This is a genomic window from Paenibacillus sp. FSL L8-0436, from assembly GCF_038593025.1.
GTDB lineage: Bacteria > Bacillota > Bacilli > Paenibacillales > Paenibacillaceae > Paenibacillus_AQ.
On the sequence record NZ_CP151955.1, the window covers coordinates 5,925,242 to 5,947,374 of the forward strand.

At 51.6% G+C, this 22,133-nt stretch carries 19 protein-coding genes and 1 other annotated feature; all 19 genes read right to left on the minus strand.

Features of this window, described 5'->3' with window-relative positions:
• Nucleotides 1-11 precede the first annotated feature (11 nt).
• The 19 genes from mreD to NSS79_RS27535 all read right to left on the minus strand — a co-directional run bounded on the left by mreD (nt 12) and on the right by NSS79_RS27535 (nt 21,917).
• Entirely contained in the window at nt 12-542 is a 531-nt protein-coding gene (gene mreD, locus NSS79_RS27445) for a rod shape-determining protein MreD (RefSeq protein ID WP_076114063.1), read from the minus strand.
• Nucleotides 542-1,411: a rod shape-determining protein MreC gene (gene mreC / locus NSS79_RS27450; RefSeq protein ID WP_342436927.1), complete on the minus strand. Its 870-nt coding sequence runs from the start codon at nt 1,409-1,411 to the stop codon at nt 542-544. Before mreC ends, mreD begins: the two co-directional genes overlap by 1 nt.
• Nucleotides 1,412-1,480: 69 nt before the next feature.
• Complete coding sequence (locus NSS79_RS27455; protein WP_038595693.1) at nt 1,481-2,515, minus strand: rod shape-determining protein; 1,035 nt, start codon at nt 2,513-2,515, stop codon at nt 1,481-1,483.
• 40 nt (nt 2,516-2,555) lie between these two features.
• Nucleotides 2,556-3,245 carry a DNA repair protein RadC gene (gene radC / locus NSS79_RS27460; RefSeq protein ID WP_038595695.1) on the minus strand — a complete coding sequence of 230 codons (690 nt, stop codon included), beginning with the start codon at nt 3,243-3,245 and terminating at the stop codon, nt 2,556-2,558.
• A 20-nt stretch (nt 3,246-3,265) separates the two neighbouring features.
• Nucleotides 3,266-3,874 (minus strand): Maf family protein, encoded by a 609-nt coding sequence (locus tag NSS79_RS27465; protein ID WP_342436928.1) that lies wholly within the window; start codon nt 3,872-3,874, stop codon nt 3,266-3,268.
• Nucleotides 3,875-3,907: 33 nt separating this feature from the next.
• Nucleotides 3,908-4,153: a DUF4321 domain-containing protein gene (locus NSS79_RS27470; RefSeq protein ID WP_038595700.1), complete on the minus strand. Its 246-nt coding sequence runs from the start codon at nt 4,151-4,153 to the stop codon at nt 3,908-3,910.
• A gap of 237 nt (nt 4,154-4,390) precedes the next feature.
• Nucleotides 4,391-5,662, minus strand: coding sequence for a hypothetical protein (locus NSS79_RS27475; RefSeq protein WP_342436929.1), 1,272 nt, complete (start codon nt 5,660-5,662; stop codon nt 4,391-4,393).
• A gap of 79 nt (nt 5,663-5,741) precedes the next feature.
• Entirely contained in the window at nt 5,742-6,923 is a 1,182-nt protein-coding gene (locus NSS79_RS27480; RefSeq protein ID WP_342436930.1) for a glycosyltransferase, read from the minus strand.
• Between the two features lie 174 nt (nt 6,924-7,097).
• Nucleotides 7,098-8,279 carry a glycosyltransferase family 4 protein gene (locus tag NSS79_RS27485; RefSeq protein WP_342436931.1) on the minus strand — a complete coding sequence of 394 codons (1,182 nt, stop codon included), beginning with the start codon at nt 8,277-8,279 and terminating at the stop codon, nt 7,098-7,100.
• Between the two features lie 168 nt (nt 8,280-8,447).
• The gene (locus tag NSS79_RS27490) at nt 8,448-9,644 is read right to left on the minus strand and encodes a GGDEF domain-containing protein (protein ID WP_342436932.1); all 1,197 of its coding nucleotides are present in this window, start codon (nt 9,642-9,644) and stop codon (nt 8,448-8,450) included.
• Between the two features lie 59 nt (nt 9,645-9,703).
• A complete protein-coding gene (locus tag NSS79_RS27495; protein ID WP_342436933.1) occupies nt 9,704-10,861 on the minus strand; it encodes a GGDEF domain-containing protein in 1,158 nt (385 codons plus the stop codon).
• Nucleotides 10,862-11,053: 192 nt separating this feature from the next.
• Nucleotides 11,054-12,439, minus strand: coding sequence for a UDP-N-acetylmuramate--L-alanine ligase (gene murC / locus NSS79_RS27500; protein ID WP_342436934.1), 1,386 nt, complete (start codon nt 12,437-12,439; stop codon nt 11,054-11,056).
• Nucleotides 12,440-12,446: 7 nt separating this feature from the next.
• The gene (locus NSS79_RS27505; protein WP_342436935.1) at nt 12,447-13,823 is read right to left on the minus strand and encodes a folylpolyglutamate synthase/dihydrofolate synthase family protein; all 1,377 of its coding nucleotides are present in this window, start codon (nt 13,821-13,823) and stop codon (nt 12,447-12,449) included.
• 5 nt (nt 13,824-13,828) lie between these two features.
• Entirely contained in the window at nt 13,829-16,465 is a 2,637-nt protein-coding gene (locus tag NSS79_RS27510; RefSeq protein ID WP_342440453.1) for a valine--tRNA ligase, read from the minus strand.
• A 173-nt stretch (nt 16,466-16,638) separates the two neighbouring features.
• Nucleotides 16,639-16,923, minus strand: a binding site (T-box leader).
• A gap of 220 nt (nt 16,924-17,143) precedes the next feature.
• A complete protein-coding gene (locus tag NSS79_RS27515) occupies nt 17,144-18,562 on the minus strand; it encodes a LysM peptidoglycan-binding domain-containing protein (RefSeq protein WP_342436936.1) in 1,419 nt (472 codons plus the stop codon).
• 138 nt (nt 18,563-18,700) lie between these two features.
• The gene (locus tag NSS79_RS27520) at nt 18,701-18,868 is read right to left on the minus strand and encodes a hypothetical protein (protein WP_342436937.1); all 168 of its coding nucleotides are present in this window, start codon (nt 18,866-18,868) and stop codon (nt 18,701-18,703) included.
• A gap of 152 nt (nt 18,869-19,020) precedes the next feature.
• Nucleotides 19,021-20,058 carry a glycosyltransferase family 4 protein gene (locus NSS79_RS27525; RefSeq protein ID WP_342436938.1) on the minus strand — a complete coding sequence of 346 codons (1,038 nt, stop codon included), beginning with the start codon at nt 20,056-20,058 and terminating at the stop codon, nt 19,021-19,023.
• A gap of 396 nt (nt 20,059-20,454) precedes the next feature.
• Complete coding sequence (locus NSS79_RS27530; RefSeq protein ID WP_342436939.1) at nt 20,455-21,306, minus strand: neutral zinc metallopeptidase; 852 nt, start codon at nt 21,304-21,306, stop codon at nt 20,455-20,457.
• 164 nt (nt 21,307-21,470) lie between these two features.
• Nucleotides 21,471-21,917 carry a hypothetical protein gene (locus NSS79_RS27535; protein ID WP_342436940.1) on the minus strand — a complete coding sequence of 149 codons (447 nt, stop codon included), beginning with the start codon at nt 21,915-21,917 and terminating at the stop codon, nt 21,471-21,473.
• Nucleotides 21,918-22,133 lie beyond the last annotated feature (216 nt).

The following is a 22,133-nucleotide window of genomic DNA, read 5'->3' on the forward strand; positions in this document are numbered from 1 at the left end:
TGCAGGCCGCTTCACGCCGTTTCCTCCTTACGGGTCTCCTTCTTCAGCAGCTCGAGTTGACGCCGCAGCGGAATGTAGAGGAGCAGGGCCATAGCAAAATGAAACAGCATGGTAGGCAGCATATGATGCAGGAGCGCCCAATTATAAGGCTCCTGGTTCAAATTAAACACGCTGTAAATAGCGAACAGTACGCTGTCCTGAAGCAGACTGCCAAGCAGGACAACAGTCATCATCATCGGCAGCGGTGCGCGCGGGATCTGGAAAATAAGACCAATTAAATAGGCGGACAACCCCATGGCAAAGGAATGAGCACCGAGAATTCTGCCGTAATAAATGACATCATGCAGCATGCCAAAAGACAATCCTAGTATAAGTGCAGTATGACGGTGATGGTATACCGTGACGAACAGAATCACGATAAATACAAGATTCGGAATAATCCGCAACTGCCAGGCGTCCGGAAGCAGCCAGGGCAGAATGGCGCCTTCCAAAATAAACAGGAGAAACAATAACAGAATAAGAACCGACCTGCGCATCTTCACTATTCGGCACGCTCCTCCTGAGATACAACAATCAGCAGTTTCCAGTCCTGAAATTCGGCACTGGGCTTGATGATTGCAGTCGAAGTTAATCCGAATTGTCCTTCCTCAACACTCATTACGGTTCCTATCGTCAACCCTTGTGGATACACTCTCCCGAGGCCAGAGGTAACGATAGTATCCTTCACAGCGATAGGGTCGCCCTGCGGAATCTTGTTCATCTTGAGCATTCCGGTTTCCTGATCATAGCTTTCAATCATGCCGAAGGTCTTACCCTCTTTACCGATGGCTGTGGCCGCTATAGGCGGCTGGGAATTCGGATCATTCACATCCATCATAGTCATCAGCTTCACGGTAGAAGTGAAATTGCTCACCTTACTGATAACACCTACGAGCCCATCTACGGAAATTACAGACATATTGGGCTTCATGCCATCACTGGAGCCAAGGTCGATCACAAGCGTGCTGTTGCTGGGTTCCGTGGTCAGGCTGAGAACCTGGGCATTAGTATAGGTATATTTATATAATTCCTTCTGCGCTTTAGTGAAATGAAGCTGCTCCTGAAGATCCTCATAACGCGACTTAATAAAATTGTAATTCGCTTTATCTATCGTATATTGGGCAGCTAGAATCTTCAGGCGTTTATTTTCCTCGGCCAGATCACGCAGATCCCCGATATCTTGGAACAAGCCCGCTACATATCCAGCGGGCTTGTAGAACAGATTCTGCACGAAACCGGTCGTATCACGGAGGAAATTTTCAGGCCAGGACAAGGATTTTCTTGTCCCCAGGCTGAACCCCATCACCACGATAAACATGACTAGTGTTATCAGCAATATGAATAGACGTTTATTGTTAAACAGCTTAAACATTTTCAACACCCTCTAACAACCGTATTTCTCCCACAACAGGGGTTGACATGCAACAAACCAAGGCAGATTCTAACGCTTGGAGCGCAGGCTCGATCCGCTGCGACTCTTGAAGAGATGGATATTCTCAAGCGCTTTGCCTGTGCCGATAGCTACGCAGTCCAGCGGGTTATCGGCGACAATCACCGGCATTCCGGTTTCACGTGCCAGCAGCTTGTCCAAATTGCGCAGCAGCGCACCTCCGCCTGTAAGAACAATACCGCGATCCATAATATCAGCAGCAAGCTCTGGCGGACATTTCTCCAAGGTCACTTTAACAGCTTCGACAATGGCATTGACCGTATCCGACAAAGCTTCGCAAATTTCATCGGAAGTAATCGTCAGTGTCTTCGGCAGTCCGGTCACCAGATCGCGGCCACGGATTTCCATCGTTTCGGCTTTCTCCAGCGGCAGGGCAGAACCCACGTCCATCTTGAGCTGCTCCGAGGTGCGCTCACCGATCATCAGGTTGTACTGGCGTTTGATGTACTGGATGATTGACTCATCTGCCTCATCACCGGCTACACGAACTGAACGGCTGGTCACGATACCGCCAAGAGAGATGACAGCCACTTCGGTAGTACCTCCGCCGATATCAACGACCATACTGCCCGTCGGCTCCCATACCGGAAGATCCGCACCAATAGCAGCAGCAAACGGCTCTTCGATGATATAGGCCTCGCGGGCTCCTGCCTGCTTGGTAGCATCCTCAACGGCACGCTGCTCAACCGCAGTGATGCCGGACGGAACACATACCATTACATTCGGGTGGCGCTGGAACATCGAACGTTGCTTCTGGGCCTGACGGATAAAATATTTGATCATGGTTGCCGTCGTTTCGAAATCGGCAATAACTCCGTCCTTCATCGGACGAATGGCACGAATATTGCCCGGTGTACGGCCGATCATTTTTTTGGCGGATTCGCCTACAGCTTCAATTGTTTTGGTATCGGTATTAATGGCCACCACGGAAGGTTCTCTTACAACAATCCCCTTGCCGCGTACGTAGACGAGCGTATTTGCTGTCCCCAGGTCAATCCCTAAATCTTTCGTAAAACCACCTAACATGCTTGTATTCTCCTTTTCCCAGTGAATCTGGACAATTATATTACATGTACCCTTTTTCTTTCAAACTTACAAATCTGCTGTCTCCGATAATCAGGTGATCCAGTACGTCAATTCCGACAATCTCGCCTGCCTGAAGAAGTCTGGAGGTCAGGGAGATATCCTCCGGACTTGGCGTAGGATCGCCGCTCGGATGATTATGTGCGCATATAATGGCTGCGCTGCTGCATTTCATGGCTGCCCGAAACACCTCACGGGGATGCACAATAGAGGCGTTGAGACTGCCCATGGACAATGTCTCCTGCGCTATAACGTGATTCTTCGTATTCAAAAAGAGACAGACAAAATGCTCCTTCTGCAAATAACGCAGCTGCTCGGTCAGAATCTCCGCCGCGTCCTGCGGACTGCGGATGGTAACCGGCTCGGTAAGCCTGGAGTTCGCCATCCGTCTTCCCAGCTCTATGCCAGCTTTCAGTTGCACGGCCTTGGCAGGGCCGATGCCTTTAATATTCGTCAGTTCGTCAATGCTCAGGTCCGCCAGTCCGCGGAGACCACCAGCCCGTCCCAGCAATTGCTGGGCGATATGAATAGCTGATTCCCGGCGTGTGCCTGTACGCAGCAGTATAGCCAGAAGCTCCGCTTGACTTAATGATTCCGCCCCATAATGCATCATGCGCTCTCGTGGTCGTTCTTCATGGGGGAGGTCCCGCAGCATAAATGTTTGCGACTCCATCCCGATCCCTCTTTCCTCCGCTATCCTTGCCGGCCCAGCACCGAAATGCCAACCCGGGACAGCATACGCTCAAGCAGCGACAACGGCAGTCCAACCACATTAAAGTAACAGCCTTCAATCTTCTCCACCAGGGTGGCACCAAGTCCTTGTATCGCATAGGAACCGGCCTTGTCGGCAGGTTCTCCAGTCGCTATGTAGGCGGAGATTTCCTCTTCGCTTAATGCTCTCATAGTTACTGAGGTTACCCGGTGCTCTACCAGAATCTTGCCCTCTGGCAGCCCGATGCAGGCCACTCCGGTGTATACCTGGTGGGTCTTGCCTTGAAGCAGTCCCAGCATAACCCTGCTGTCCTGCTCGTCCACAGGTTTGCCAAGCACCTTATCATCCAGCACAACAATCGTGTCGCTGCCGACGATAACGGCATTACGCTTGCCGGCAGCAGAGACCACAGCCTCCGCTTTACGCAAGGCCAGACTGCGCACAATCATCTCCGGTGTGAACTCCGGCGGTGTACTCTCGTCCGCATCACTGGAAATCACCTCGAAGGGCAAACCCAGCAAAGACAACAATTCCCGGCGGCGCGGCGAACCCGAAGCAAGAATAATGAGGCGTGAATTGTCAGATTCCACGTATAAACGCCCCTTCCCAGTCAGCAGTGACCATTACAGCCTCCGGTACAGCCATACGGCAGTAATCATTCCGGCAAGACTGAGCAAGCACAATTTCAAATGAATAGTGATGTCATAGGTTATGATGTCCAAATCGGCTTGCGGGGACCACTTGAGTACCGTTGAGGTTGTAAGAAAAGACAAAGTTTTTACAGGCTCCAGCAGCTTCGCGATCCACGCTCCGGCCAGCCAGCCCAGAATGAGAAATAACAGCAGTGTTCCTACATTTTTCTTCTTCATCTAAGTCTTCCCTCGCCATTTTTTGACACCTTAATTATTATACGGTGAAACTGAGTTCAATACAAACGTAAAATCCGGTGCGGAAATGATTACCATACATGCAGTCACGAGGCAACTGTGTAGGGGAGCTAACTGGGGTTGCGGCTTATTTAACCTTACCTGAGTATAACCCTGCAAGCAACACATAAAATCCCCCATTCAGCAGACGCAGCCGGATGGGGGATTTTGTATTTACGCTTACACCAAAGTTGACATCAGGCCCTTCTGACCGGTCAGGAAGCTCAACATGGATTCCTGCACTTCCCAAAGCAGACCCGGTGCTTTGTTCTTCTCATATTCATTCAGGGCAGCCATTCCCCGGCTCATTGCTTTCTCAAGCCCAGCGCATATGCTCTGCCCTTCAGGGGTCAGACCCGGCTTCAGCGCTTTGAGCGCCTCGGTCCACTCCATATGAAAATTGCTGACTGCCGATTTGTCCAACGTCTCGACTTCCCCGCTTAACAAGGATGCGGACAGGCTGCTCAGCTCATTAAGCAGTTGTCCGCTGGCCGCGAAATAACCCTCCACAGCTTGCGGTGTTCCGGCATAAGCAACCTGCTCTGCAGCCGGCAGCTCCACTCCTCTTACATAAAGCTCAATCCCCTGATTCTTCAGGCCGCTGCTCAGCAGCTTGGCCTGTTCGCGGTCAGGCGATATCCCGGCGTACACCCGGTTGCCGTCTGAAGGATCCAGCCCTGCGGCAAGTCCGGCGGTAAGCAGTTCCTGCTGAGCCTGCGCAGCTCCATCAGGTGTGCTGAACACGCCATATTGCAGCAGATAATAGCTTTGCGCCGCTACCGCCACCTGAATGCGGCCTATTTCACCGCCCGCTGGACCAGCATTCGGCAAGCCGGTGTCTCCGGCTACCGGCTGGTTAGCTGTCCCGGCGTTCTGATTCTGCATGGCTCCAGCGCCTGGCTTGGCGTTCACTCCAACCTGCGGATTCCCTCCGCTGATGAAAGACAATGCAGCGTATCCGAGCAGCAGTCCCGTACCAACGGCTCCAGCTATGGAAAGTGCAAACTTCCACCAGTAGGAGGGACGGCGGGTGTGATAAGAGCCGCCATATCCGGCACTTGACAATGAAATGTCACCGAACCGCTCAGCACTATCATTCCACTCCTCCACAGGATATTGCGGAGCTCTCTCCCACACATCGGGGTCAGGATATGGGGATAACAACGGTTGCTTGGACGGCTCAGCTTCCCATCTGGCTCCCTCCCACTCCTGACCGTGAGAATTGTAAGGTTCCAGATCGTCATTCCCGATATCATCCGGCGGTTCTTCCCCGCCAACAGTAAAGCCGGTATCGTAGGGCTCTGTATGATGCAGGGGAACCGGAGTGCGGTGAAGCTCCTTGTTCTCATAGTCTCTTGCCGTGCCCAGTCCCGCACTGGAGCGCCGTTCCACCGGTTCAAGCTTGCCCTTGTCCTGATCGATATCAAACCGGAAAGTCATTCTTCCGTTCATCAGGCGTCACACCTCGCTATCGTCTAATCTATATGAGAATATATGATAGAGAAGAGAGGAATATGCTATTTTGATATGATTAGACCAAGCTGAGCACTTTAGCCCTAACATTGTCCGCTTCGTAATGTTTCTGCAGCGTCCGGTAGGCATGGTCCGCAATGATTGCACCCAGCTCCGGTGTCTGGAGCAGCTTCACCACATGGTCGGCTATCCCGCCGGTTGTGCCCGCCAGCAAAATATTCCGCCCCGGCTCACAGATCAATTCTTCCGAGCCCTTCAGGCTAGTAACTACCGGAGTTTTGAGCGCCCATGCCTCCAGAATCTTTGAATGCCCGCCGCAGCCTTCACGCAGTGTTGCAATAACAGCCCTCGCCCGGCGTATGTATTCCCCCTCCTGCCTAGGCTCTTCAATAATCACAACAGAGGGATCACTTTTGGCCAAAGCCAGGATTTCGGGATGTGTCTGACCGCTGAAAATATAACATCTGCAGTCCGGTACTTTCGCCTTAATGAAAGGGTAAACCTTTCGATAGAATACCAATGCAGCATTTCTGCCCTGGTTCGTATGCATATTCCAGTGAAGGACAATGGAGTTGTCTTTAACGGACGGTTCAGCATCACTATAGTCGTTCAAATCGATAAATGGAGGGACTACATGCACCTTGCCGGCATCTGCAAAGGATAAAGCCTTAAAGGACAGGGCATCCCACTCGGAGGCTGTCAGCAGCAGAGCGGTTTTATTCATTAATTTGCGTTCTTCCCGGCGGTACAATGCTGCATTCAATTGATGGTAACGTCTGCTTAAGCCCCTTTTGCCGGCAGCTTTTCCTTCCGAGTGTCTGCTCTCCAAACGATGGGCATCCGTAATAATCATTGCGTCGGGTAATAAGGAAGAGATCATATCAATGCAGTTTCCAAGCAAGGGATGCGTTATAAACACATGGCTGTATGTATGCAAACGGCTGAGCGCAGTGATCTCCGCACGCAAATCTTTGTTGGCATCGGCCAAAATAGTGCTGCTGCGCAGCTTGTTCAAGGAACCGAGCAATGAGCTTCGCTGCCCGGGCACCCGTGTTACCCTGTGGACTTTAAGCGCCGGCCCAGCCGTATAGGGGGTCTCCCGGCCGCAGTGACAATACTCCAACAGATCAATATCGAATCTCTCCATCAATATGCCTAGATAATTCTCCGTTCTTATTTCTCTCTCAAAATCTTCCGGATAATGATGATGTGCGGATAGGAACAGCATTCTCTCTCTCATGACTATAGCTCCTTGGTTCTATGAAAATGATTGTTCTTCTAATAAGATTCAGAAAAAAAAGCAGGAGAGGTAACCGTCCTGCCACTTTTTATGAAACTTTAGTTGTAGATCAATAGTACCGCATTTCCATTCAAAAGATTGTCGATTTATGGGAGAAAAGATTATTTATTTAATTTAGACCAAACTGAGCAGCTTTTCCCTGACACTTTCAGCCTCATAATTTGCCATCAGTGTCTCATGCGCCCGGTCTGCGAGTACCAGGCCCTGTTCATGATCCAGAAGAAGTTTCACCACACTGTCTGCAAAAGTTACGGGATCATCAGCAATCAAAATATTCCGGGAATGCTCGTACAGCAGGCCTTCAGCTCCCTTTGTGCTAGACACAACAGGTGTCTTCAGCGCCCATGCCTCAAGGATCTTCAGGCGTGTTCCGCTGCCTTCCTGCAAAGGGGCGATGACTACCTGGGCCTTCCGGACATAATCCGCCACGCTGTCCACATAGCCGGTAATCACAATGGAAGGATCTTTTTCACCCAAAGCAGCCACATCAGGATGTACATCCCGTCCTACGATATACCATTTGATTTCGGGTACCCGGGCTTTCACAAGCGGATAAATATCACGGAAAAAGTAGGTCGCTGCATTCACATTTGGGAAATAGTTCATATTACCCGGAAGAATAATCCACTTTTCCTTACGGGTATTAACAGTTGTGCGGTAATCGCTGATACGGATGAAATTAGGGATAACATGCACTTTATTTGCATTCTTGACAGAGATCGACTTGAACGCTAAACCATCCTGTTCCGAAGTAGTCAGCAGCAGGTTGGTTTTGTCCATCAGCTTCAGCTCATCCCGTTTCGTCCAATGTGCATTCAGTGAATAGAAAAGCTTAGCGAATCCGCTTTTCTTATGCGCCAGCTGGGCCGACAGGTTGCTCTCGAAATTATGGGCATCGGTGACAATGACAGCGTCCGGCAACTCGCCCCGTACAATATCAATACAGCAGCCAAGCAAGCTGTGTGAAATAAAAACATGGCTGTAGCGGTTCTGATTACACAGTCTCTTAATTGCATCCTTCATGTCCACATCGACATGGCTCATATAAGAACAGTTGCGCCATGTATAAAGTGAACGCAGCATCGCCTTGCGGTAATTCATAGTTCGTTCCACTTCATGCACAGTAAGAGCGGGTAGGGCCTCTTCTTTATCAACCTGCCTCTGATTCCTGAAGGTCAGGAGATCCACATCATATTTAGTTAGCAGAATATTTAGAATATTTCCGGTTCTGAGTTTGCCTCCACTATCTTGCGGAAACGGATTCTCTGCGGATATGAACAGTAATTTCTCCCTCATGTCTTTGTCTCCTAATCTCCATTTTTTTCTGTATGTTCTATAGCGATGTTATGTGTCTAGCATATATTACCCCAAAGTGTATCTTCTTTTTGTCGTTTTATGGATTTTCGAGAAAAAAATTTCAAAAAAGCCCGGATTTCTGGAATGTCAAGAACCCCGCCCCTCCCGTCAGGGCAGAGGCAAGGTTCTCGTTAGCCGGCTTCTGGAGACACAATTCCGGCCCTGCTGCTTCGCTTCGTACAAGGCGTTATCACTCAGCTTATACAGTGTATTCAGCGGAACCATCTCTGCCGAGGTGACAGTAATTACCCCGATGCTTATGGTATAGGGCATCGGCAGCCCTTCGACAACCGTATCAAGTACGGAAAGGCGCAGCCGTTCGGCGATTTCATCACTTGCTGCCTCGTCCGCACAGTGCAGAAACACGGCGAATTCCTCGCCGCCGAACCTGCCGAACAGATCACCGTTAGCGAGCTGCCCTTCAATTTCACTTGCAAAATCCCGCAGCACCTTGTCCCCGGTATCATGGCCATAGGTATCATTTATACTCTTGAAATGGTCCACGTCCAGCAGCAGGAACGAGAAAGGGGAAGCTTCCTCGGCAGCGGCAGCAAGCAGGAGGCCGGCACGTTGCACAAACGCTCTGCGGTTAAGAATGCCGGTCAGTTCGTCATAGGTCGATACCCGCTCCAGCTCTGCATAGATCCGCTCCCGGGAAAGCAGCATAAAACCTGCTGTCCACAGGAACATCAACAGATAGACGGCAATATAAAAAAACGCTTGCAATAACCCCGAAACCGCAGTGTCTGTTGCCCCGGTTCCCAAGAACGGCTCAACCGCCCGCCCCAGCAGCGACAACATCACGAGGCTGTAGAGCAGGCCCATCATTTTTTGCAGCGGAGTCTCTTTCAGCTTCACGCAGAGGATATACACCGGATAAGCCATAAGCCCCGCAACGGACAGGGATGTCCAGACGATGACGATAGGCTGAACCCTCAAGGGAAACAGCATTTCTCTCACCAGTAGTCCAGCCCCGGAGCAGCCTGCAAGCGTATAGTAACTTCTCTTCACCCGGTCTGTGCTTGCTCCGAGCAGCCTCAGCAGGGCTAACATCTCTGCGGTTGCTCCCGCCAGGCAGCCCAGCGCAAGGATCAGCCGAAGAAACTTAAAGGGAGCGGAACCCTCCATCAGCAGCAAAATCAGGATCACCAGCTGAAGCAGCTTTGCAACTATAAATAATCTGGAGGTTCCATCCCTCGGGTAACGGGAATGGTAGGCCAATACCAGCAGCACCGTAAAAAGATTGGCGAAAAAAAGGCAAACGAGCAAGGTCTTTAGATCAAAATGGACAGCTATAAATTTCACCTTCCTGCATCTATAACCATAGGCATATGTATTCTCCAATCCTACCTTAGCATCTGCGCTTACCGGGAGATCACTACACAATTTCGGCCTTGCTGCTTCGCCTGGTATAATGCCCGATCTGAGAGCTTATACAGCATATTAAAGAATGTCCGGGGAGTGGGCAGAACGGTAATCACACCGATGCTGACTGTATACCCGCAAGGCAGATTCAACTTTGGGGCATCCATCACAGCGGTGCGCAGCTGTTCCGCTTTGCGGCCGCTGTCCTCTTCGTTCAGCCCATAGAGCAGAACGGCAAACTCTTCGCCGCCCACTCTGCCGAACAGATCGTCGTTTCCAAGGCTGCTCTCAATCGTAAATGCAAAATCCTGCAAGACCTTATCCCCTTTATCATGACCATAGGTGTCATTGACTTCCTTGAAGTGATCCAGATCCAGCAGTAGAAGGGAGTAATACTCCTGTTTTCTGACCGCAAGAGTCAGCTTCACTTCCGCCTCCAGAAGAAAAGCCCGGCGGCTCAAGATCCCGGTCAACGTGTCGTAGGTGGCCATTTTCTTCAGCTTTTTATAAGAATGCTCATTGGAAAGGAGAATAAAGGCTGCGGTACCTACAATCAGCAAAAAGAACATTCCCAGATAATATAGATATTGCGCAGTATTCGCGGACAAAGCGCCCATGCCGGGTTCCAGAAACAGGGCCGCGAACGCCCGTCCCAGCATTGACAGGCCAAACGCATAAAATACGAATCCCAGCATACTCTGAAGCGGTGTTCTCTCCTTGTTAGAGGTCAGAAGATACGCTGGCAAAATCACAAAAAACATCGACCACAGCGATGTAGACACGACCCGCAAATTCGGACGGTTAAAAAACAGCGCGATCATGCAAAAGCTGATTATACTGCCCACGATCAGCACTAAATAGTACAGCTTCACCCTCCGCCCGAACATGCCCATCATCATCAGCAGCGCTGCAATCTCCATGAAGCCTCCGGCAAGAATGAGCCCATTGCTCAGTGGAATTCCAATAAAGCGCGGGATAACATCCCACAGCAGGATGGAACTCCAATACAGGACCTGCACCCACTTCGCAGCAATAAATACGCATGAAGCAATGTCCTTCGGGAAGTGGAAGCGGTAAAAGGTGACGAGCAAGGCAATAAATAAATTCCCAAAGATAAACAAGTATAACAGCGTTGTAATATCAAGCTGGAAGTTCATGAATACACCACCATATACACGGAAATCAGTACTCTGTTGTCACAAAACTATAGCATTCCAAGACTCTGCCCGCAACATCATTTGCAGGTTTAGGTCTCTATAGCAAAAAGCGTATTTTGTCCGGCATAACGGACAAAATACGCTTTGGCTTCATAAAAATCAGTTCTGCATTAACAGCTCACAGAAGTCATTCTATTCTTCTTTTTCAAGTTCCCGCAAGTCATCAGCCAGTGCATACCCAACCTTCCAGATATCTCCTGCGCCCATGGTGATCACCAGATCACCGGGAGCGATACGGCCCCGCAGGTCAGCCAGCACGGCTTCTTTGGTAGGCAGATGCCTTGCACCGGCGTTGCTGTTCTGTATAATCAGCTCCACCAGCTTTGCGGAAGTGACACCTTCAATCTGCTTCTCTCCGGCCGGCGAATAGATATCCGTAATGATCACTTCATCAGCTTCGCTGAAGGCACGGCTGAACGCATCCAGCAGAAAGAAGGTACGGGTGTAGCGCTGCGGCTGGAACACGGCAATAATCCGTTTGCCGGTTGCTTTGGCTGCGCTGATCGTTGCCTGGATCTCCGTTGGATGATGGGCGTAATCGTCTATCACAAGAATATCATTGATTTCGCCAAGCACCTGAAACCGGCGCTTCGCTCCATGGAATTTCACGATAGCTGCAGCGATTTCTTCAAATGCAATCCCTGACTTCAGACAAGCAATGACCGCAGCCATTGAATTGTACAGATTGTACTGTCCGGGAATGGAGAGCTCAATGCGCCCCAGCACTTGACCGCCGCTGTTCATTGTATACGCCACCTGCCGGTCGCCGAGCACGATGTCAGTGGCTATATAATCGGCGTTCTGATGAATACCGTAGGTAATCACCGAGCCCTTAACTTCAGGTAAAAGGGCGCTGACAGTCTCATCATCCGCACACACAATCGCGGTGCCGTCTTCGCGCAGCTGGTTCATAAACTGCACGTAAGCGGCCTTCAGGCGGCCGAAGTCACCGCCGTAATTCTCCAGATGATCCGCTTCAATATTCGTTACGATCCCCAGCCAAGGATGATACTGCAGGAAAGAGCCGTCGCTTTCATCCGCTTCGGCCACAACAAACTCCCCTTGTCCTGCCTTCGCATTCGTACCGACATTCATAATCTCTCCACCGATAATATAGGTCGGATCCACTCCGCAATCTTCCATGACCAGCGCGATCATCGAAGAGGTGGTAGTTTTGCCGTGCGCGCCGGCGACAGCTACCCCTTTGCGTTCATTCAGCAGCCGGGCCAGCATTTGCGAGCGGTGCAGAACCGGGATTTTGAGACGTTCCGCCTCTACCCATTCCACATTATCACTTGCGAGTGCCGTAGAATAAACAACCAGATCTGCACCCTTAACCTGCTCCGCAGTATGTCCAATATAGACTTTGGCACCTTTGGCAATCAATTTCTCGGTTAATTCCTGAGCTGCCACATCGGAGCCCGTAACCGTATATCCCATTTCCAGCATCACCCGGGCAATCGCGCTCATTCCGTAGCCGCCGATCCCTATAAAATGCACACGTTCAGTAGTATCCAACAGTTCGTCACCAGCCCTTTTCAGAATCGGGTTGCTGCAAAAGCGTACTTCGTACATCAGAAATCAAATACAGCGTTCCGGACACGACAGCAAGGTCGTTTTCCGCTGTGATCGATTGCAGCAGTTGCAGCGCCTTACCCCAATTACGTTCTACTATGATTTTTAAGTTTTCTTTAGCATATTTCTCACGCAGACGTTCTGCGATGGCCTGCAGATCTTCCGCGTCCATTTTCTTCCGGAAATCCGGTTCGGTCAGGATGAGCGTATCCACTATAGGCAGTATATGCTTGAAGTATGACTCATGATGCTTATTTGCCAGCATCCCCATGAGCAAATTTAATTTACCGTATTTATAAAACTGCGGAAGGCTCTTAGCCAGGCTCTCCGCACCTTCGGGGTTGTGTGCCCCATCCAGTACAATGCGCGGAGAAGCACTTACCTCTTCCAGCCTTCCAGCCCAGAATGTGCTTCGGAAACCCTCCAGCACATCCTCATCCTCCAGCATAAAAGCCATATATTGCCGCAGAACCTCCAGCGCCATCATGGCCCCGGCCGCATTGCTGAGCTGATGCTCGCCTTTCATGGCAATACCGATCTCAAGGGAGCGGAAGGGCCCCTTAAAGTTAAAGCTCTGCACGCCGTCTTTGATTCCGGCCAGCTCATAGCTGAAATCTTCTCCGGCCAGATAGAGGGTAGAGCGGCTGTCTGCCGCTTTGGCCTTAAGTACCGCTATCGCTTCCGGCTGGCTCACACAGCTGACTGCAGGAACACCCGGTTTGATAATTCCGGCCTTCTCACCGGCAATTTCCTCCAGCGTATCTCCCAGCACATCGGTATGATCATGTCCGACATTCGTAATCACGGACACAATAGGTGTCACGATGTTTGTTACATCCAGCCTTCCCCCAAGCCCTGTCTCCCATACGACTACATCCGGATAACAGACCTCCCCGAAGTAGAGAATCGCCAGCGCTGTGGCCACCTCGAACATCGTCGGTGAACCAAGCTCGCTGTCTGCAATTTCCTGTACCAGCGGGCGAAGCTTATTCGACAGCTCCAGCAAAGTATCTTCGGGAATATCCGTCCCATTGTACTGGAAACGGTTAGTGAACTTGGTGATATAGGGCGAAGTAAAGGTCCCTACGCTGTAACCGCTCTGGATCAGCACACGGGTCAAAAAAGCGCAGGTCGAGCCCTTTCCGTTCGTCCCCGCCACGTGAATGAATTTCAGCTTGCGGTGCGGATGATCCAGCTTCTCCATCAGCAGCTCAATCCGCTCCAGGCCCGGACGGATGCCGAAAGGAATCAGACTGTTGATCCACTCTACCGCTTCTGTATAGGAACTTAAGGGAGCGGTACCGCCGCCCCCGATGATCTCTTCCATATCCCTTATCCTCTCAGCTCTGCGATGCGGGCGAGCACTTTCTCGCGTTTTGCGGAATAGTCCGCCTGCTTTGCACGTTCCTCTTCGATGACTTTTGCCGGCGCCTTGGCCACGAAGCCCTGATTGCCGAGCTTCTTCTCCACACGCTCTACTTCGCTGTTCAGACTCTGAACTTCTTTTTCCAGACGGATAATTTCCTGCTCAATATCGATCAGCCCCGACAGCGGCAGAAGAAGCTCTGCGCCTGTAACTACTGCGGACATGACTTTATCCGGCGTCTGCGGATCAAGGCTTGCTTCGAACGAAGATGTGTTGCAGAAGCGTCCGATGTAATTGTCGTTGCGGGTAATGATGCTCAAGATGTCTTCATTTCCGGCTTTGATGATCAGCTCAACCTTCTTGCTCATCGGCACATTCACCTCGGCGCGGATATTACGAACCGCACGAATGATATCCATCAGCAGGGTCATTTCTGCCACTGCCTGCGGATTCTCAAGCGCCGCATCATATTTAGGCCATTCCGCCAGGGTGATCGTTTCGCCTTCATGCGGCAGATGCTGCCAAATTTCCTCGGTAATGAACGGCATGAACGGGTGAATCAGGCGCAGCGTACGGTCCAGCACATAGGCCAGCACCGATTGCGTCTTCGCTTTGGCAGCAGCGTCAGCCCCATAAAGTGACAGCTTCGCGAACTCGATGTACCAGTCACACAGATCATCCCAAATGAAGTTATACAAGAGGCGGCCGGTCTCGCCGTACTCGTACGAGTCAATTAGACGCGTAATATCACGAGAAGTTTCGTTCAAGCGATGCAGAATCCAGCGGTCCGCCGTGCTAAGCTCACCTGTAATGTCAATATCTGCAAAGTTTACGCCTTCCAGATTCATCAGTGCAAAGCGCGAGGCATTCCAGATCTTATTGGCAAAATTACGCGCCTGCTCTACCTTCTCCATGCGGAAACGCAGATCCTGTCCGGCTGTGCTGCTTGTCGAAATCATATAACGCATAGCGTCTGCACCATATTGCTCGATAACATCCAGCGGATCGATCCCGTTGCCGAGCGACTTGGACATCTTGCGTCCTTCGGCATCCCGCACCAAGCCGTGCATGAATACATCGGAGAACGGCTTCTTGCCGGTGAACTCCAGCGCGGAGAAGATCATGCGCGCTACCCAGAAGTAGATGATGTCATAGCCGGTAACCAGGACATTGTTCGGATAAAACCGCTGATAGTCGCTGCTGCTTTCATCCGGCCAGCCCAGTGTAGCGAACGGCCACAGATTGGAGCTGAACCACGTATCAAGAACGTCCTCATCCTGCTTCAGATCATCAAGTCCGCTGATTTCGCGGGCTTCCTCTTCCGTATATGCTACAAACACTTCACCTGTAGATTCAGAGTACCAGGCCGGGATGCGGTGTCCCCACCACAATTGGCGGGAAATACACCAGTCACGCACATTTTCGATCCAGTTCAAATATGTTTTCTCAAAACGGTCCGGCACGAAGTTGACGCCGTCGCCGTTCTTCTGTGCAGTGATGGCAGCTTCGGCCAGCGGCTGCATCTTCACGAACCACTGGGTGGACAGATAAGGCTCAACTACTGCGCCGGAACGCTCGCTGTGTCCTACCTGATGCAGATGGTCCTCAATCGAGATCAGAACGCCCTGCTCCTTGAGATCGGCAACAATCGCCTTGCGGCATTCGCTGCGGTCCAGTCCCTGATAAGGACCGGCCTCCTCGTTCATCGTGCCGCCTTCATCCATCACATTGATCTGCGGAAGGTTATGGCGCAGGCCAACTTCAAAGTCATTCGGATCATGGGCCGGAGTGATCTTAACCGCGCCGCTGCCGAATTCTTTCTCTACGTAATCATCGGCGATAATTGGAATTTCCCGGCCGATGACTGGAAGGATCAACGTTTTGCCGATTAGATCCTGATAGCGTTCATCCTTCGGATGCACCGCTACCGCCGTATCGCCCAGCATCGTCTCCGGACGTGTCGTTGCTACGGTGATAAATCCGCTGCCGTCTTTAAGAGGGTAGCGCAGGTGGTACAGGTGACCGTTAACCTCTTTGTACTCAACTTCAATATCGGATAAAGCGGTACGGGCTGCCGGATCCCAGTTGATAATGCGCTTGCCGCGGTAGATCAGTCCTTTACGGTATAACTCCACAAATACCTGGCGTACACCGCTGGACATCCCTTTATCCAGAGTGAACCGCTCGCGCGAATAGTCGAGGGACAGGCCCATCTTGGCCCACTGCTCATGAATGGTCTTAGCATACTGGTCCTTCCACTCCCATACCTGCTCCAGGAATTTCTCGCGGCCCAGATCATGCCGGGACAGGCCCTGCTGGCGCAGCTTCTGCTCCACCTTGGTCTGGGTAGCAATACCAGCATGGTCCGTTCCCGGGAGCCAAAGGGTATCGAAGCCCTGCATCCGCTTGGTACGGATCAGGATATCCTGCAGCGTGAAATCGAGCGCATGCCCGATGTGCAGCATCCCGGTTACATTCGGCGGTGGAATTACAATGCTGTAAGGCTCTGCTTCAGGCCGCATTCCAGCCTTGAAGAACTCCTTCTCCATCCAGTAGGCATACCATTTCTGTTCAGCCGCCTTCGGATCATATGTAGTCGGCATATCGCTCTTTGCGCTATTGTCGGCAGCAGCATCCTGTGCCGGATCTTGCGGCTTCAGCAGCTCTGCCGCCGCTTTGTTGTGATCAGCCATTCTAAACCCTCCATTTAAGTAGCATTGGTAGATGTATCTCTGAAGCTGGACCTCTGAAAAAAAATACAAAAAGGCCCTTCGTCTCAAAGGACGAAAGGCCATTCTTTCGCGGTACCACCTTTGTTTCGCGCCAATAAAAAATAAACCACCGTTCCGGTCCCATAGGTTCCGGAAACTTAGCGCGACACTTACGCAGATAACGGCTGCAACCGGCCACTTCCTAACCTGTGCTTCATGAATCTGAAGACAAGCTCAGAGGGGCAACTCCGGGGCGACTTCGGTGGCTGCATCCTGCGGAAACTCACAGCAATTTATAGTTCCGCTCTCTGAAGGGCTGACCGCCTACTCTTCCCGTTCCCAGTCTTTATTAAGAATTTACTTAATCCAATAATACATTTAGTACTATTCCTAGTCAACCAGCATACACACAAACTGCGGGACTTATACCGCCCATTTCTAAAATTAGCCCCCTTCGCCTGATTTGAACCCCTGATGTTCATCCTTAATCTCAGCTCAGAGGACAGAAATACAAAAAATCCCGATCTCATCCGATCGGGATTCTGACACCGATGCGCCTGCAGGCATCTCTTAAGGGATATACAAAACTTGGCCTTCCTCCACATTCTGACCGGAAAGACGGTTGTACATGACAAGCTCTCTTGCACTGAGCTGATATTTCTCCGCTATAGTATCGATTGTTTCTTCACGCTGGACAATGCAGAGACGCACTTTACGGAACAGATCCTTTCCGTTCAAGCCACCGATAAAGCGGCTTTTCCATTCCCCGTCACGGCCGGAGTCCGGAACAGGCGCCGCCGCAGCTGTATCCTCGGCGATAAGCTCCTCCTGTTCCTTGCGGGAGCGGCTGGAGCTGAGCAGGGAAGAGAAGGTAAGATGCTCCTTCGTGGGAATATCTTCTTCTCTCTTGCTTCCCAGGGCAACCTTGAGATCCGGCTTCTCCTCCTGCAGAGGTGCTGCTTCCTTAGAGCTCACGCCTTCGCCCGCGTTCTCCTGATCAGCGTGAGATACGGAGCTATCCTGAGCAAAAAGTGCCGCATAGTCTCCATTTTCAGCAGAGAATTCCTCTTCTTCCTGATGGGACGCATGCGCCTCCGCGGCTGTATTCTCAGCGGCAGCATCCGAAATGTCCTTTGCGCTGCCTGAACTTTCGGTGCCTGATACTTTGGCAATGTCAGAACTGTTAAAGGGATTTGTATAGCCAGCCTGATTTCCAGCGGCCGGAACGGCCTGCTCCGCTCTCCCTTGTGCCCCGAAGAAGTGGCCCGAAACAGGTTCGCTGTTCGCGGTTCCGGCTGCTGATATCCCCTGCGGGCTATCAAAGCTGTGTGTCCGCACCTTCACTTCCTTGTCCTTCTGTTGGGCCGGTGGGGATGCAGCAGGCTGGTGGGTGAACACGGTGCCTTCCAAAAACAGCGGATTCACAGCAGCTTCAGGACCACTGTGGGCAAACTCATGCTCCTCAGCGAAATTCTCTGCGGTGCCTTCGCCATAAGTCCACACTGAGTTTTCATACAAGGCATCGTTCTCATGCTCCTTGGCCTCTACCCTAACCCCCGTGGCCTGTTTTTCCTCGTCAGGTGAATAAGCTGCCGTGTACTCCTCCTGCTGCCAGGCGGGCTGCGTCTCCGCTCCCCCGATTCCCCGCAGCGAGAGTACACCAGTTATATTGACCGTACGCATCGTAAGCAGGTCGATATCGAAATTCTCGATCTCCACCCCTATGTCTTCAAGTGAGCTGACCCGGGTCAGCGGTACTGTGATTTCAACAGGAATGGCATGCTCCAGACGTTCCGTCCGGTCATTCTCACCCCGGTAGAGTCCGGTGAGCAGAAGCTGTCCGTACAGCTCGGCCCGGTCCTCCCGCTGAATCACCTGGATTTCCGGAATCAGCTCCACCTCTTCCAGTTCAGCGATTCCCGGAAGTTCTTCCGAAAGGTGGATGCGTTCATAAATATCAAACCGCAAACCGTGGGACTGGTCAAACACGGGAAATGTCCTCCTTCTTGGCATAATCTAACCCCGAGACAAGCCCAGAGTATAAGCCCAAAATGTTACTCCTCTCATGTATATGCTTCAATCAGAAAGGCATGACAACTTTGGACACTTCATCAGAGCGGCCGTCTCTTATTGCTTGTCAAAACCAAAAATACCGGCATCGGGAACGGAGTAATCCAGCGGCAGCCTGCTCCGCAGAACCGGTACCAGGTGATTGCCGGGGGTAACGCTGCCCAGCAAATCAGCCGGATGAAAAGCTCCCTGAATCGCTCCGGCTTCCTTTTCCACCGCCAGCATTTCGCCTCCGGTCCTCCCTCTACACAAGGCTTGCTTTCCCACCGCTTTGCGGTACAACTTAAGCGTTCCTTCCGTCATGACATCCAGCGAGCGGCAACGGACCGCCCATTTTCTCGCCTGGTTTCCTGTCCGCCCGCGTAGTTCATCATCACCTAGCAGAAGCAGCAGCTCCGCCAGCCCCCTGAATCTTCCGCAGGAAAGATCCAGCCTGTTTCCCCGTGCTTAACCATTTCCGGCATCCCCGTCGTCCCAGCCACAATCGGTGCAATACCGGCAAGCTGGGCTTCTGTGACCGAGTAGGGCTGCGTATCCTGCAGACTGGGCTGCACATAGATATCGGCCTGCTGCAACGTGGCCGGGATATTGTCCAAATTACCCACAAACACCAAATGTCCCTGAATCCCCAGCGCTGCCGCCTGTGATCTCAGCTCTTCCAGGAGACTACCGCTCCCGGCTAAGACGCAGACCCAGTCCTGACGGCTGCGATGCACCAGACCTAGTGCGCCGATCAGCACATGCACGCCCTTGATGTACTCGAAACGGCCGGCGTACATAATCACCTTATGCCCCCCGCCAAGCTGTACCGGGGAAGGCAACGCGGCCTTGTCATTGTACTGCTTAAGGTTGATCCCGTAAGGCAGCGTATGAATCCGCTCCGGAGGGACGCCGAGCTCATTCACCAGTTGACCGATCCATTTCGAAGACACCAGAATCAGGTCGGCGGCATGTGCGCCAAGCTGCTCTATCCGGCGGAAATAACTCCAAATCGGCCGGCTCTCATACTCCTCCTTCGTAAGCTCCGGTTCAATCCCCTTATACTCGTAATACGATTCCCGGGCCAATGCCCCGTGAACGCTGGACACCAGCGGCACCCGCTTTTTCATCATTCGCCGCAGCGCGTAAGTGGAGATGGGATCCTGGGCGTGGATAAGATCATAGTCCTCCAGGCCGAGCACAGCCGCTCCCCCCTCAAACACATAACGGCCGATTTCAAAACTGAAGATGCCATGCTCCAGGTGCAGATGCGGAGATCGCAGAGGATCGAGATAAGGCAACAGCGTATTATAGTATGCATGTTTATCAAAATAGCTCTCCTGGTTCAGCAAATATAACGTATTGCTCTCTACATGGCTTCCCATCAGCGTAACAGAATGGCCCTGCTCGCTCAGCTTGTCTGAGAGCTGTTTCATATACGTTCAGATTCCGCCCATATTGGTGAGTCCCCAGTAGGTGACCAGCAGTATTTTCATGAACCTCTCTCCCCGGCTTGTAGAATTCATTTCATGAGGAGCAGCCTGCTCCGCGTTAACAAAGTATTATATGACCGGCGCTGGCTATAAGGCATGGGCAACAGGTCTCTTTCTATGAAAAAAAGCACCTGCCCGTTAATAGAAGTAGGTCTGCCGACCAGCTGCTGGAATCCAAAAAGCCCGGAAGGAAGCGGCTTTCGTCCAAAGAATAAAAGCCTGTAGACGAGGCCTTAACGGCTCTGTCTGCAGGCTTATTTATACTTGGTTTAGCTCGCTCCCGCACAGGGGATGGACGGTTCTCCGGGTTGAGCGGCTGACACTTTGCCCTCTCACATTCTATAGCTGGGCAGCGTTAAAAGTATCTCCGCCTTCAATGATACCGGAGTTAAAACCTTTGTAGAACCAGCGTTTCCGCTGCTCCGAAGACCCGTGGGTGAAGCTGTCCGGCACCGCATATCCTTGTGCCTGCTTCTGGATCGTGTCATCGCCGACCGCACTCGCCGCCGTCAGAGCCTCCTCCAGATCACCTTCTTCCAGCAGGTTCATGCCCTGGGCGTGATTGGCCCAGACTCCGGCCAGATAATCGGCCTGCAGCTCGAACCGGACCTGATATTTATTGAATTCCTTCTCGCTCAGGCTCTGGCGAAGCGAATTCAGCTGCTTCGACGTGCCCAGCAGGGTCTGTACATGATGGCCCACCTCGTGGGCAATGACATAAGCCATCGCGAAATCGCCCGGCGCCTGGAAGCGCTGCTGCAGCTCATCGTAGAAGCTCAGATCAATATACAGCTTGGCGTCCCCGGGACAATAAAACGGTCCAACAGCCGAAGTGGCCGTTCCGCAGGCAGAATCCACACTGCCGCTGTACATTACAAGCGTCGGATCCTCATAGGTCATTCCCTGCTGCTTAAAAATCTCACCCCACACCTCCTCGGTGTCGGCAAGAACCACGGATACAAATTCGGAAAGCTCCTGCTCCTCCGCTGTCTGCTCATAAGGAGCTGAAGAATTGGTACCGCTGGATGTCAGGTTCCCTAATATATCCCCGGCATTGCCCCCGCTGAGCAGTGTTACAATCACTACAAGAATAATTCCACCGATCCCGCCGCCGATGACCTTCCCGCCGCCCCCGCCTCTGCCTCTGCGGTCCTCCACATTCGAACTGCCTCTTCTTCCCTGCCATTTCATGGCTATGCCCCCAGTCGTAGGATCGTTAATGTGCCAAGCTGCATTTCGTAAGGGTATCTATCTTATTAGTGTTATACCCAAAAACGGCAGATTGGCACTTCCACTTGCTGGGCAGGCAGGAAATAAGGGGGGCAAGAAAGCAGAAACACGGCGGCAACACTAATTTAGCTGCAATTTTCTTCAACACTTACATCATCATTTGTAATGATGACCTTGGAATGGCCGGATAAGCTTTCGGTATACGAACATATCCCGACCGTTTTCGGCGAATCCTCATCTCTTGGATCGGTATACTTAAGATAAATTCCGCCTTCGCCGGAAAGGCTTAGTTCAGGGCTGATTTTCACCTTTCTTCCACTGGGTAACCCTTGCTCGAAGCTTTCCTTGGAACTGCTCTCAATAATCTGTCCAGTGGAATCGCTCGTAAGGACCCCTGTCTCGACGGAAAACAGATCGTAATCGGATTGATTGTCTACGGTCACAGTAAAACTGCCAAATTGCTGAATCAGTTTCACAACATCCGAACCGACAGTAGCTGCAGTAATACTCCCGGCAATTATTAAAACCGCATCGAAGACGGCTATCGTTACAGAGATTCTGTTCCATTTCATCTGCTGTCCATCTCCTTTATTAGAAAGACGAACCGAGACGCATAAATGTATCATTCCGCAAAATATTTAGCACGGCTGGAGCTTGAAGGGGGCGACACTCAGCTTTCAGCGGATCGGAGGTACTTGTGCCTCTCCTTCGCGGATTCGCATCATCAAGTTTGCGACTTATTCACATTTATGATTATGATTATTAATTTTCCAACAACAAAAAAAAGA

Bases quoted from the DNA above. Each gene is read 5' to 3' on its own strand.
- radC (WP_038595695.1), bottom strand. From the start codon at position 3,245: ATGGAGTCGCAAACATTTATGCTGCGGGACCTCCCCCATGAAGAACGA.
- NSS79_RS27485 (WP_342436931.1), bottom strand. From the start codon at position 8,279: ATGAGGGAGAAATTACTGTTCATATCCGCAGAGAATCCGTTTCCGCAA.
- NSS79_RS27525 (WP_342436938.1), bottom strand. From the start codon at position 20,058: ATGAAACAGCTCTCAGACAAGCTGAGCGAGCAGGGCCATTCTGTTACG.
- NSS79_RS27495 (WP_342436933.1), bottom strand. From the start codon at position 10,861: ATGAACTTCCAGCTTGATATTACAACGCTGTTATACTTGTTTATCTTT.
- NSS79_RS27475 (WP_342436929.1), bottom strand. From the start codon at position 5,662: ATGAACGGAAGAATGACTTTCCGGTTTGATATCGATCAGGACAAGGGC.
- NSS79_RS27530 (WP_342436939.1), bottom strand. From the start codon at position 21,306: ATGAAATGGCAGGGAAGAAGAGGCAGTTCGAATGTGGAGGACCGCAGA.
- mreC (WP_342436927.1), bottom strand. From the start codon at position 1,411: ATGTTTAAGCTGTTTAACAATAAACGTCTATTCATATTGCTGATAACA.
- NSS79_RS27520 (WP_342436937.1), bottom strand. From the start codon at position 18,868: ATGCTGGCGGTGGAAAAGGAAGCCGGAGCGATTCAGGGAGCTTTTCAT.
- NSS79_RS27480 (WP_342436930.1), bottom strand. From the start codon at position 6,923: ATGAGAGAGAGAATGCTGTTCCTATCCGCACATCATCATTATCCGGAA.
- NSS79_RS27535 (WP_342436940.1), bottom strand. From the start codon at position 21,917: ATGAAATGGAACAGAATCTCTGTAACGATAGCCGTCTTCGATGCGGTT.
- NSS79_RS27455 (WP_038595693.1), bottom strand. From the start codon at position 2,515: ATGTTAGGTGGTTTTACGAAAGATTTAGGGATTGACCTGGGGACAGCA.
- NSS79_RS27470 (WP_038595700.1), bottom strand. From the start codon at position 4,153: ATGAAGAAGAAAAATGTAGGAACACTGCTGTTATTTCTCATTCTGGGC.
- NSS79_RS27505 (WP_342436935.1), bottom strand. From the start codon at position 13,823: ATGGAAGAGATCATCGGGGGCGGCGGTACCGCTCCCTTAAGTTCCTAT.
- NSS79_RS27510 (WP_342440453.1), bottom strand. From the start codon at position 16,465: ATGCCGACTACATATGATCCGAAGGCGGCTGAACAGAAATGGTATGCC.